Source organism: Bradyrhizobium sp. SPXBL-02 (assembly GCF_051853065.1).
In the GTDB taxonomy this organism is placed as follows: Bacteria; Pseudomonadota; Alphaproteobacteria; order Rhizobiales; family Xanthobacteraceae; genus Bradyrhizobium.
Window position 1 is genome coordinate 2,938,615 of the sequence record NZ_CP182474.1, and the last position, 11,431, is coordinate 2,950,045.

Consider the following 11,431-nt stretch of genomic DNA (forward strand, 5'->3'; position numbering starts at 1 on the left):
TCACGCGAACCGGTGGCCACTTCGCTCTAAAGCGCTATGGGGGAATCATCGCGCGGAGGTGTCTTGCCCGGGCCTGATCGGCCGCGATAACATTCCGCCATGACCGAACAGCTCCTTCCGATCGGCCCTGCCGACATCGACGCCGCGGCGCGCGTGATCGCGCCTTACGCCATCCGCACCCCGCTGTTGTCCTTCCCCGTGCTCAACGAGCGCGTCGGTGCCAAGGTGTTTCTGAAACCGGAGATGCTCCAGCGCACCGGCTCGTTCAAGTTCCGCGGTGCCTTCAACAAGGTGTTCTCGATCCCGCAGGACAAGCGCGCCGGCGGGGTCGTCGCGTTCTCCTCCGGCAACCACGCGCAGGGCGTGGCGGCGGCGGCAAAAATCCTCGACATGCAGGCGACCATCGTGATGCCGGCGGATGCCCCGATGTCGAAGCGCGAGCGCACCAAATCCTACGGCGCCGAAGTTGTGCTGTACGACCGCGACAAGGACGACCGCGAGGCGATCTCGCGCGGCATCGCCGAGAAGCGCGGCGCGACGCTGGTCAAACCCTACGACGATCCCTTCGTGATCGCAGGGCAGGGCACCGCCGGCCGCGAGATTGCCGAGGACATGGCAACGCTCGGCCTCAGCCCCGACATCGTGGTGGCGCCGGCCTCCGGCGGCGGCCTGATCGCGGGCGTCGCCACGGCCGTGAAGGCGCGCTATCCGCAAGCCGAGATCGTGGTCGCCGAGCCTGAGGCCTTCGACGACCACGGCATCTCCCTGACCGCCGGCCATCGCGAGCCGCATCCGCCGGCTGGCCGCACCATCTGCGATGCGCTGATGGCGCTGATGCCGGGCGAGATGACGTTTGCGATCAACAGCAAGCTGCTCGCGCGCGGCGTGACGGCGTCGGATGCCGAAGTCGGCGCGGCCGTCGCCTTCGCCTATCGCGAGCTGAAGCTGGTGGTGGAGCCGGGCGGCGCGGTGGGTCTGGCCGCGCTGCTCGCGGGACGTCTCGACGTGACGGGGAAGAACGTCGTCATCGTGCTGTCAGGCGGCAATGTCGACGCTGATCTGTTCGCCGAGCTGGTGGCCTGATCGCCTCCTCCTCACGGCGCATCCCGGAATGAGAGGAACTAGGGGCAGAGCGTCGCCGCTCTGCCCCTTCTGTGTTTCTGTCGATCTTGAGGATCGAACTTTCCGCTTGCTCGGTGCAACCTCTCCCGCTTGCGGGAGAGGTCGGCACGCAGTGCCGGGTGAGGGCTTTTTCCTCTTGGGGATTGTCCCGTTGTGGAGAGACCCTCTCCCCAGCCCTCCCCCGCAAGCGGGGGAGGGAGCGCACCTTCTGTCTTGCGCAATCAGTGCATGAAGCCGCCGCGACGGTTGCCGCCATTGTTCATGCTCGGCGCCTGGTTCATCGACTGTCGGAAGTTGTTGTTGCTGCTGACCATGCGGTTCGGCATCGTGTTGAGCTGCGGACGGTTGGTCTGCACGTTGGTCTGCACCTGCACCTTGTTCACGGGGATAGTGTTGGGCTTCACGATGCCGGTGTTGCCGTTGTTGACGCGGATCGGCTGGTTCTGCGTCTGAAGGTTGACGGGCTTCACGTCGATCTTCGTGCCCGGATTCACCGGCACGCTCACGGTCTTGCCAGAAGAGCCGTTGATCGTGCCGGCATTGTTGCCGCCGTTCTGCGGATTGTTGGTCGCAGGCAGGGTCACGATCTTGCCGATGCCGACCTTGCCATTGGTCGTGTGGGTCGGTGCGGGCAGGGTGACGATCTTGCTCGGGATCTGCGACGGCGTGCCGTTCTGCGGGTTCGGCTGGTTGTTGCCCGCAGGCAGGGTGACGATCTGGCCGCCATTACCGAGCTTGCCGACGACGTTGCCGTCGACCGGCTTCTGCACGACCGGCAAATTGCCGTTCACCTGCACGCCATTGCCCTGCTGCATCAGCGGCATGTATTTGGGCTGGCCGAGATTGCCGATCTTGATCGTCGGGGCAAAGTTCTGCGGCGCCAGGAACTTGGTCGCCTGCATCAGGGGGATCTGCTTCGGCTGCGCCTGCAGCTTCAGCGCGACCTGCGCATAGGGGCTGTTGCCGTAGCTGTCGTAGAAGCTCTTGTAGGCGAGCGGGGAGTTGGCGAGCACCGCCTTGTGCCAGGCCTGCGAGATCAGCAGGTTCTTGAGCAGCCAGCGGATGTGGTCGCACAGCGGATCGTGCGGATACATCTGGATGAACTCCTGATAATATTCCGGACGACCCTCGGACACGACGTAGTCATAGGCTTGGCGCGTCGAGCGGCTCGGCAAATTGGAGGCCATCTGCACGACCGGCGTATTCACCGGCGCGCGGTTGGCGGCAACCGCAGTGTCGCCGAAGAACGTAAAGTCGCTCGTCAGCGACGAGCTCTCCCACGGGATCTGCGCGCCGCTGGTGGTCTGGTTGACCTGCAGGCGCACGCGCTTGAACAGCTGCTCGATCGGCACGTTGGGCTCGCGCGCGACGTTCAGGAACGCCTGCGTGTAGGGGCTGTGACCATTGGTGCCGTCGAGCGCCTCAGCGCCCGGCGCGGTCGAGTAGCCGACGATCGAACCGTTCGGCGCATCGACGATTGCCAAGCCGCGGCCGGCGTCGTTGACTTCAGGGAACGGGTTGTTGCGGCAGGCATCGAGGATGACGATGCGCATGCGGCTCGGGATCGTCTCCAGCGTCGACATCACGTCGACGAGGCGCACCGAATTGTTGACGAGCTCGGTGGGGTTGGAGACCTTGGCATCGACCGGAACGAGATAGTTCTCGCCGGCGAGCTGCACACCGTGACCGGCGTAATAGACCATTGCCACCGTGTTCGGACCGCGCGAGGCGACCTTGGCGGAAAAGTCCTGGACGACGCGGAGCATGTCGTTCTGGGTCAGGTCGGTCGCTGCGACCACTTCGAACCCGGCGGAGTTCAGGAACTGCGCCATCGACTGGGCGTCATCGTCGGGATTCGCAAGCTGCGGCGCGTTCTTGTAGTTCGCATTGCCGATCACCAGCGCCACCCGCTGCTCCGGGCCTTGCAGCGCGGTGGGGGCAGGCTGCACCGGGGCGACCTGCGCGGAAACGGGCCCGCAGGCGAAGCCGAACAGGCTTCCCAACAGGCTCGCTGTCATGAAAAAGGGCTTTAGGCGGAACATGGCGTGCTCCTTTGGCACTCATCTCGATGCGAGATTGGTTGCGCGCAAGCTTGGCCGCGTTCGAGCCCTGCGGTCCGTGATCCCTGTCACCATGGCGGCCTCCGTGATCTGAATCACGCTCGGAACCTGTTATGGTTAGCGATCAATTGGGAGGAACCGCCGTCACATGCTGAAATCGATCGATCCGATCCTGACGCCAGACCTGCTCTGGCTGCTCGCCTCCATGGGCCACGGCGACGACCTCGTTTTCGTCGATGCCAATCACCCGGCCACCCGCATCGCGCAGAGCACCTCGTCGCAACGCTTGATCCAATTGCCGGGCATGACGATGGAGGTCGCCGTCCGCGCCATCATGTCGGTCTATCCGCTCGACGATTTCGATCCCGATCCGGTGCGTGTGATGATGCCGGTCGACGATCCCGACCGCGTGCCCGAGGTGCAGCGCGCCGTGCTCGCCGAGATCGAGCGCGCTGTTGGCCGCGCCGTTGCACCCGGCAAGCTCTCCCGTCCGGATTTTTATCGCGCGGCGGCGGCAGGCTTTGGCGTCGTGCAGGTCGGTGACAGCAGGGGCTATGGCTGCTTCCTGATCCGCAAGGGCGTGATCGGTTAGCGCGGCTGGGTTCGATCGACGCACCGCGTGATCGAAGCGGATGCGACATCGTGTGCGATGCTCCCACGCGACCATCTGCCAGCACTCGAATTTGAATGGTCTTCCGCCAGGCGAGCGTCTATCGTCGATCCATGTCTCGCCTTCTGTGTCTCTTCGTTGCTGTCATCCTGTCGTTGCTGCCCGCTGTCGCGTCCGCCGAGCCCGTGCAAAAGCGTCCCAAGCCGGTCTGGAAGGGCTATGGGTTTCTGCCGGGCTATCGGCAGCCGCTCAGCAACAGCATCCCGCTCTACAAGCAGAAAGACGCCATGCGGCGCCTCGCGCGGACTGAACGTCGCCATTGGTACATCGATCCGGTTCCGCAATATTATCGCTGGGACGGTGAGTGGCACTATTTCGGCCGCCCCGGCTTTGGCGGCGGCCGCTACAATGGTGGCAGCTTTGGCCCGTGCTGGACACGCACGCCGATCGGGGCGGTGTGGAATTGCGGGTGATGAGGCGCTGACTGCGCCTACGCGTCATTGCGAGCGCAGCGAAGCAATCCAGACTGCCGCCGCGGAGACACTCTGGATTGCTTCGCTGCGCTCGCAATGACGCTGTGGAGAGAGTGGCATCGAATCCTCTCGTGCCCCGGACGCAGCGCAGCGCTTCTTCAGCGGTGCGCTGCAGAGCCGGGCCCATGCTCAGTGGAATTTGTGGCTCCTGGGTCCCGGCTCTGCGCCGCAACGCCGTGGGCGTTGCAGCTTGTCCGGGACACGTGAGCGTGCGCGCCCCTTAGGAAAAGAACGCGATCTTCTCGGCCTGGGTCATGCGGCGGATGGGGGCGAGCGGGTCGTTGGCTGGTGCGCGCGGCTTTTGCAGGATGCCGCTGGCGAGGATGGTGGCGCCGAGCGAGGCTTCGGGCATGGACGCAGGCAGGGGCGAAGGCATCGGCAGCGTTGCGGCCGGTGCTGCGGCGAACGATGCTGCCGCTGCCATGGCCGGCGTCTGCTGCTCCATCACTTCGGCGGCGGCTTCCGCGATGGCGTCGGTGAGGCGCGCGAGCGAGTCCAGCGCGATCGGCGCGTCCGCGGCGGGCTCTTCGGCGACGGCTGCGACGACCGGCTCGGCGACCGCCTGCGGATGCGCGGTGGCAATGGGCGCTGCGACATCCGAGGGCACCGGCTCCGGTGTTGCGGCGGCCATCTCGACCGGCTCGATGATCTCGTCGAAATCGGGATCGGGCGCGGCCATCTCCATCGCGATGGCTTCGAGAATGGCTTCGTCCTCGGCCTCGGCGGCGGCATCGAGCGAGAACTCCTCGCTTGCTTCCGTCGATGCCTCGGGCTCAGCGGCCGGCTCTTCAAACGCGACGGCTTCGAGCTCGGCATCATCAGGCACGACGTTTTCGAGCACCGCGCTTTCAGCAGGGATCTGGCTGTCGGCCGCGATCTCCTGTGCAGCAGCCGCGTCCATGGCCTGCTCGGCGATGACGGAGGTCTCAGCGACGGCCGTTGCTTCGACAGCCGCCGCCTCGGCTTCCGGAGCTGCGGCGATCTCTTCGCGCGTCTCCGTAAAAGCCACGGCTTCGCCGGCCATCGCCGCCGGCGCCGTCTCGACGGGCGAGGCTTCCGCAGCGGATGACGGCACCTCCTGCGCCGGAGCCGGAGCCGCCTGCGGCGATGCGCCGCCGTCGAGCTGCTCGACCCGATCCTTCAACAAATCGAACGCGGCCTTGAGCTCGACGCGGGGATCGAGGGTCGAGATCTGCCCGCAGGCGGCCTCGATCGAGGCCAGCTGCGAATCAATGAGGTCGCAGATTCGCCCGTCGGCGCCGATCTCGCGCCAGCGCCAGGAGATCTCCTTGATGATGCGCACCCCGCGCGGGATCGGTGCGAGGCTCGCCTCGATCGCGGCGGGATCGAACGCGGCGAGTGCGATCGTCTCCGCCTCGCGGATGGCGCGGCGGATTTCGACCAGCGCCTCGGGCAGGCGGTCCTCGACGACCGGTTGCCGCTGTGCTGCAAGGGTTTCCTCGATTCGAGCGACCGCATCCAGGACCATGCTTGTGTCGGCATTGCGGTTGCGCTTGGCATATTCGCCGAGGAACCAGCGGCCGCGCGCGGTCTCCATGAAGGCTTCGCGGATCGCGTCGTAATCCTGCTCGTTCGGCTCGGCCGCACGGGCAGACATGGGCGAAAGGGCGAATGCTTCGTTGGCCATGACAATCTCGTCGCGCAAATCAGTGCGCGTTACTGTAACGATCACCACGATATCGACCGAATCGCAATTGGTTTGATGCAGTCCGAATCACAAATCCCCATCGCGGCAGCGACGAAGCGGCGATTCGCCGTGAGCCTCGCCGTGTTCTATTCGGCCTTCTTTGCGGTTCTGGGCACGCATATGCCGTTCTTCCCGGTCTGGCTGAAGGCGATCGGCGTCGACGCGGCCTGGATCGGCATCATCAACGCGCTGCCGGCGATCACACGTTTCACCACGCTGCCGCAGGTCACGGCCTTTGCCGAAAAGCGGCATGCCATTCGCGCCGCCATCATGGTGTCGGCGCTGGCGACGGCGATTGGATTTTCGGTCGTCGGCCTGCAGCAGCAGCCGCTGGCGCTGTTCGTGATCTACGCGCTGACCTGCATGATGTGGACGCCGACGATGCCGCTGACCGATGCCTATGCGCTGCGCGGTGTCGCCCGCTACGGGCTCGACTACGGACCCTTGCGGCTGTGGGGCTCGGCGGCTTTCGCCGCCGGCTCGCTCGCCTGCGGCTATCTGGTCGACGTCATTGCTCCGCGCGAGCTGATCTGGGTCATCGTGGCCTGGGCTGTCGTCGCTGTTCTCGCCAGCCTGCTGCTCCAGCCGCTCGACGATCTCAGGCGGAGGACGCCGGAGCGGCCCGCCGGCAAGCCGCTGCTGCGTGATGCCGGCTTCTGGGCGGTGATCGCATCGGCCGCGCTGATCCAGAGCAGCCACATCGCTTTCTACACCTTCTCGGCCATCGACTGGCAGCTCCATGGCATCAGCGGGCTCACCATCGCGGTGCTGTGGACGCTGGGCGTGATGGCCGAGATCGTGGTGTTCGCGCTGTCGCCGCGCTTCTCGCTGCATCCGTCCACGCTGATGGCGATCGGCGGCGTGATCGCCGTGCTGCGCTGGATCGTCACCGCCAGCGAGCCGCCGCTCGTGCTGCTCGCGATCGCCCAGCTCGGCCACGGCTTCAGCTTTGGCATGACCATCCTCGGCACCATGAACCTCTTGGTGCAGCGCGTGCCGTCGCATCAGATCGCGCGCGGGCAGGGCTATTACGCCGCCTGCAACGGACTCCTGGGCGCGGCGACGTCGATCGCATCGGGCGCGATCTATGCCCGCATCGGTGATGGTGTCTATTACGTCATGGCCGCGATGGCCGCTGCCGGCGCGATCCTGATCTGGTCGGCGCGGCATCGCCTCACGGCTCAGCCCCAGAGCGAAGCGTCCGGCGGGTAGACCAGGCTGTCGTCATAACGCAGGCCGTGGTCGCGGTCGTGCGCGAGCAGCAGCGGGCCGTCGAGATCGACGAAGCGCGCCTGCGGCGTCACCAGCATCGCTGGCGCCATCGACAGCGAGGTTGCGACCATGCAGCCGATCATGATCTCGAAGCCGAGCGCCTGGGCGGCATCGGCCATGGCCAGTGCCTCGGTGAGGCCGCCGGTCTTGTCGAGCTTGATGTTCACGGCATCGTAGCGGTCGCGCAAGGGCGCGAGCGAAGAGCGGTCGTGCACGCTCTCGTCGGCGCAGACCGCCAGCGGGCGCCTGATCCGCGCCAGCGCCTCGTCTCTGCCTGCCGGCAGCGGCTGCTCCACCAGGGTAACGCCGGCCACGGCGCAGGCAGCGAGATTGTGTTCGAGATTGGCCTCGGTCCAGGCCTCGTTGGCATCCACGATCAGCTCGGCTTCGGGGGCGGCCTTGCGCACGGCCGCGATGCGCTCCGGATCGCCGTCGCCGCCGAGCTTGATCTTGAGCAGCGACCGGTGCGCCGCCTTGGCGGTCGCCGCGGCCATGGCCTCGGGGGTCCCTAACGAGATCGTGTAGGCCGTGGTGCGCTCCCCCGGGGCCGGGCGGTCGAGCAGGTTCCAGGCGCGCAAGCCGGCCGCCTTGGCCTCGAGGTCGATCAGGGCGCAATCCAGGGCGTTGCGGGCCGCACCGGGCGGCATGGCGGCCTGGAGGGCCTCTCGCGTCAGCCCGCCAGCGACGGCCTCCTGCATGGCCTCAATCGCGGCCAGTGTCGCCTCCGGCGTCTCGCCATAGCGGGGATAGGGCACGCACTCGCCGCGGCCGGTCAGGCCGTCCCGACTGACCTCCGCCACGACGGTGACGGCCTCGGTTTTGGCGCCCCGGCTGATGGTAAAGCTGCCGGCGATCGGGAAGCGCTCGATTCGCGTCGCCAAAGCTGCAAATTTCATGGAAGTCATTTTGAACTCTGGCGAAATCTGAACCTGCTAGTTACCTCTAGCAACTAACATTAACCACTTGGGGATACCTTCTCTGGGTAAGGGCGCGTGCGCAACCATCTGATTTTCTCCGCCCCGGCACGGGAGCGGACATGAGTGGCGATCCGAAGCTGGAACGGATTGCCAAGGGCAACGCGCTGGCGCTGTGCGCCACCGGGACCTGGACCGCGAGCTTTGCGCCGGTCCTGGAGCGGATGGTGGCCGATGCCGAGAAGCTCGCAGGCACCCCGCAAAGCATCTTCATCGACGTCTCCGAGGTCGCCAAGCTCGACACGTTCGGCGCCTGGCTGATCGAGCGGCTGCGCCGCAGCCTGACCAAGGGACCTGTCGAGGCGCAGATTGCGGGTCTGTCCGCCAATTATTCCAGCCTCGTGGACGAGGTGCGGCGGGTCAGGGCGGCGGCCGTGGTCGACAGCAACCCGATCACCATCTCCGGCATGCTGGAGCAGATCGGCCGGGCCGTGGCCGGCGTCGCCGGCACGGTGGCGGGCCTCGTCGACATGCTCGGCGCCGTGCTCGCGGCGTGGTTTCGCGTCCTGATTCATCCGCGCTCGTTCCGCCTGACCTCGACCGTGCATCACATGGAGCAGGTCTGCTGGCGCGCGGTGCCGATCATCGTGCTGATCACCTTCCTGATCGGCTGCATCATCGCGCAGCAAGGTATCTTCCATTTCCGCCGTTTCGGCGCCGACATCTTCGTCGTCGACATGCTCGGCGTCCTGGTGCTGCGCGAGATCGGCGTGCTGCTGGTCGCGATCATGGTCGCGGGCCGTTCGGGGAGCGCCTACACCGCCGAGCTCGGCTCGATGAAGATGCGCGAGGAGATCGACGCGCTGCGCACCATGGGGTTCGACCCGATCGAGGTGCTGGTGCTGCCGCGCATGATGGCGCTGGTGCTGGCGCTGCCGATCCTGGCATTCCTCGGCGCCATGGCCGCGCTCTATGGCGGCGGTCTGGTGGCCTGGCTCTATGGCGGCGTTCAGCCGGAAGCGTTCCTATTGCGCCTGCGCGATGCCATCTCGATCGATCATTTCATCGTCGGCATCGTCAAGGCGCCGGTCATGGCCGCCGTGATCGGCATCGTCGCCTGCGTCGAAGGGCTCGCCGTGCAGGGCAGCGCGGAATCGCTCGGTCAGCACACCACCGCGTCGGTGGTGAAGGGTATCTTCTTCGTCATCGTCATGGACGGCATCTTCGCCATCTTCTTCGCCTCGATCGGGATGTGACGATGGCAGGCGAGATACAGGATCCGATCATCCGCGTCCGCGACATCACCGTGCAGTTCGGCGCGACGCGCGTGCTCGACGGGCTCAACCTCGACGTCAAGCGCGGCGAGATCCTGGGCTTCGTCGGTCCCTCCGGCGCGGGCAAGTCGGTGCTGACGCGCACCATCATCGGCCTCGTGCCGAAGGTCGCAGGCTCCATCGAAGTGTTCGGCGTCGACCTGGATTCCTCCAGCACGTCGCAGCGGCGCAACGTCGAGCGGCGCTGGGGCGTCCTGTTCCAGCAGGGCGCGCTGTTCTCCTCGCTGACCGTGCGGCAGAACATCCAGTTTCCGATGCGCGAATATTTGCGCGTCTCGCAGCGGCTGATGGACGAGATCACCATGGCCAAGCTCACCATGGTCGGCCTCAAGCCCGAGGTCGCCGAGCGTTTCCCGTCGGAGCTCTCCGGCGGCATGATCAAGCGCGTGGCCCTGGCGCGCGCGCTGTCGCTCGATCCCGACCTCGTCTTCCTGGACGAGCCGACCTCCGGCCTCGACCCGATCGGCGCCGGCGACTTCGACGAGCTGGTCCGGACCCTCCAGCGCACTTTGGGGCTGACCGTTTTCATGGTAACCCACGACCTCGACAGCCTTTACACCGCATGTGACCGCATCGCCGTTTTAGGGAACGGTAAGATCATTGCGGCAGGGTCGATCGCCGACATGCAGGCCTCGCAGCATCCCTGGCTGAGGCAGTATTTCCATGGCAAGCGCGCCCGCGCGGTCATGGGTTGAGTAGCTGGGTTGAGTAGCCGGAGCACCTGATGGAAACGCGGGCGAATTACATATTGATCGGCTCGTTCACGCTGGCGGTGATCGCCGCCGCGGTCGGCTTCGTGCTGTGGTTTCAGTCGCTGCACACCACCAAGCAGCGCAGCCCGCTGCGCGTCGTGTTCGAGGGGCCCGCGGCGGGCCTGCGCAACGGCGGCAGCGTCAATTTCAACGGTATCAGGGTGGGCGAGGTGGTCTCCGTGAAGCTCGACAACCCGCGGCGGGTTGTCGCACTCGCGATGATCGAGAACAACGCTCCAATCCGCAAGGACACGCTGGTCGGCCTCGAATTCCAGGGCCTCACTGGTGTCGCCGCGATCTCGCTCAAGGGCGGCGAAGAGGCTGCAGCCCCGCCGCCGCTCGACCAGGACGGCATCCCGACGCTGACCGCCGACCCCAACAAGCTCCAGGACGTCACCGAGGCGATCCGCGCCACGCTGCAGAACATCAACAAGATCGTCGCCGACAATCAGGACTCGGTGAAGAACTCGCTGAAGAACCTCGAGACCTTCACCAACTCGCTGGCGCGCAATTCCGAGAAGATCGACGGCGTGATGGCGAAGGTCGACGGCGTCATGCTCAAGGCCGACAACCTCATGCTCGGCCTCAACACGCTGGCCGGCGGCAAGGACGGCGGCGAGCTGTTCCAGGCGGTGAAGTCGATCCGCGAGCTGGCCGACGATTTCGACAAGCGCTCTGGCGCATTGATGGCCGACGGCCGCCGCACCCTCGGCGACATCAGCCGTGCCGTGAACAATTTCGACCGCAACCCGACCCGCGTCCTGTTCGGCGCCAGCAATTCATCGCAACCCGCCCCGCCGCCCGAGCCGCCCAAGCCGGCGCCCGCCGCGAGCGGCAGGCGGTAGGTGGCGGGAGCGTTCGCACGAGATGAGAGAGGGCGCATGCTCTCTCCGCCGTCATTGCGAGCGTAGCGAAGCAATCCAGACTGCCGCCGCGGAGGCAGTCTGGATTGCTTCGTCGCTTCGCTCCTCGCAATGACGAGCTGCGACCCGTGTCCCGGACGCGCTGCAACGCTCTTGGCGTTGCTGCGCAGAGCCGGGACCCAGAAAGCCACACCGTACGATGCCGCGTGGGCCCCGGCTCTGCAGCGCACCGCTAAAGAAGCGCTGCGCTGCGTCCGGGGCAC

10 protein-coding genes are annotated in these 11,431 nt (G+C 66.2%); 7 read left to right on the forward strand and 3 right to left on the reverse strand.

The features are described from left to right. The first annotated feature begins 99 nt into the window (after positions 1 to 99). The gene (locus ACNJYD_RS13350; protein ID WP_439366613.1) at positions 100 to 1,083 is read left to right on the forward strand and encodes a threonine/serine dehydratase; all 984 of its coding nucleotides are present in this window, start codon (positions 100 to 102) and stop codon (positions 1,081 to 1,083) included. A 260-nt stretch (positions 1,084 to 1,343) separates the two neighbouring features. Here the strand turns inward: ACNJYD_RS13350 and ACNJYD_RS13355 are convergent, their stop codons facing one another. Beyond that, the gene (locus ACNJYD_RS13355; RefSeq protein WP_439366614.1) at positions 1,344 to 3,164 is read right to left on the reverse strand and encodes a caspase family protein; all 1,821 of its coding nucleotides are present in this window, start codon (positions 3,162 to 3,164) and stop codon (positions 1,344 to 1,346) included. Between the two features lie 166 nt (positions 3,165 to 3,330). On the opposite strand from ACNJYD_RS13355, the gene ACNJYD_RS13360 reads away from it, so the two are divergent. Further along, positions 3,331 to 3,774 carry an RbsD/FucU family protein gene (locus ACNJYD_RS13360; RefSeq protein ID WP_172785277.1) on the forward strand — a complete coding sequence of 148 codons (444 nt, stop codon included), beginning with the start codon at positions 3,331 to 3,333 and terminating at the stop codon, positions 3,772 to 3,774. A gap of 131 nt (positions 3,775 to 3,905) precedes the next feature. Next, positions 3,906 to 4,265 carry a hypothetical protein gene (locus ACNJYD_RS13365; RefSeq protein WP_246708802.1) on the forward strand — a complete coding sequence of 120 codons (360 nt, stop codon included), beginning with the start codon at positions 3,906 to 3,908 and terminating at the stop codon, positions 4,263 to 4,265. Positions 4,266 to 4,545: 280 nt separating this feature from the next. Here ACNJYD_RS13365 and ACNJYD_RS13370 read toward each other — a convergent pair whose 3' ends face one another. After that, positions 4,546 to 5,973 (reverse strand): hypothetical protein, encoded by a 1,428-nt coding sequence (locus tag ACNJYD_RS13370; protein ID WP_439366615.1) that lies wholly within the window; start codon positions 5,971 to 5,973, stop codon positions 4,546 to 4,548. A 75-nt stretch (positions 5,974 to 6,048) separates the two neighbouring features. On the opposite strand from ACNJYD_RS13370, the gene ACNJYD_RS13375 reads away from it, so the two are divergent. Next, a complete protein-coding gene (locus ACNJYD_RS13375; RefSeq protein ID WP_439366616.1) occupies positions 6,049 to 7,245 on the forward strand; it encodes an MFS transporter in 1,197 nt (398 codons plus the stop codon). Here ACNJYD_RS13375 and dgcA read toward each other — a convergent pair. After that, entirely contained in the window at positions 7,215 to 8,210 is a 996-nt protein-coding gene (gene dgcA, locus ACNJYD_RS13380; RefSeq protein WP_439366617.1) for an N-acetyl-D-Glu racemase DgcA, read from the reverse strand. The two genes, ACNJYD_RS13375 and dgcA, sit on opposite strands and share 31 nt — an antisense overlap. 131 nt (positions 8,211 to 8,341) lie before the next feature. Between dgcA and ACNJYD_RS13385 the strand changes: the two genes are divergently transcribed. From ACNJYD_RS13385 to ACNJYD_RS13395, 3 genes are read left to right on the forward strand one after another with little or no spacing between them, the layout of a single operon-like run. Further along, positions 8,342 to 9,475: an MlaE family ABC transporter permease gene (locus ACNJYD_RS13385; RefSeq protein ID WP_439366618.1), complete on the forward strand. Its 1,134-nt coding sequence runs from the start codon at positions 8,342 to 8,344 to the stop codon at positions 9,473 to 9,475. Between the two features lie 2 nt (positions 9,476 to 9,477). Then, positions 9,478 to 10,248, forward strand: coding sequence for an ABC transporter ATP-binding protein (locus tag ACNJYD_RS13390; protein WP_172785270.1), 771 nt, complete (start codon positions 9,478 to 9,480; stop codon positions 10,246 to 10,248). Between the two features lie 29 nt (positions 10,249 to 10,277). Further along, complete coding sequence (locus ACNJYD_RS13395) at positions 10,278 to 11,150, forward strand: MlaD family protein (RefSeq protein ID WP_212260255.1); 873 nt, start codon at positions 10,278 to 10,280, stop codon at positions 11,148 to 11,150. Positions 11,151 to 11,431 lie beyond the last annotated feature (281 nt).

Coding starts and splice junctions, on each gene's coding strand:
- ACNJYD_RS13350 (WP_439366613.1), top strand. CDS start 100: ATGACCGAACAGCTCCTTCCGATCGGCCCTGCCGACATCGACGCCGCG.
- ACNJYD_RS13355 (WP_439366614.1), bottom strand. CDS start 3,164: ATGTTCCGCCTAAAGCCCTTTTTCATGACAGCGAGCCTGTTGGGAAGC.
- ACNJYD_RS13360 (WP_172785277.1), top strand. CDS start 3,331: ATGCTGAAATCGATCGATCCGATCCTGACGCCAGACCTGCTCTGGCTG.
- ACNJYD_RS13365 (WP_246708802.1), top strand. CDS start 3,906: ATGTCTCGCCTTCTGTGTCTCTTCGTTGCTGTCATCCTGTCGTTGCTG.
- ACNJYD_RS13370 (WP_439366615.1), bottom strand. CDS start 5,973: ATGGCCAACGAAGCATTCGCCCTTTCGCCCATGTCTGCCCGTGCGGCC.
- ACNJYD_RS13375 (WP_439366616.1), top strand. CDS start 6,049: ATGCAGTCCGAATCACAAATCCCCATCGCGGCAGCGACGAAGCGGCGA.
- dgcA (WP_439366617.1), bottom strand. CDS start 8,210: ATGACTTCCATGAAATTTGCAGCTTTGGCGACGCGAATCGAGCGCTTC.
- ACNJYD_RS13385 (WP_439366618.1), top strand. CDS start 8,342: ATGAGTGGCGATCCGAAGCTGGAACGGATTGCCAAGGGCAACGCGCTG.
- ACNJYD_RS13390 (WP_172785270.1), top strand. CDS start 9,478: ATGGCAGGCGAGATACAGGATCCGATCATCCGCGTCCGCGACATCACC.
- ACNJYD_RS13395 (WP_212260255.1), top strand. CDS start 10,278: ATGGAAACGCGGGCGAATTACATATTGATCGGCTCGTTCACGCTGGCG.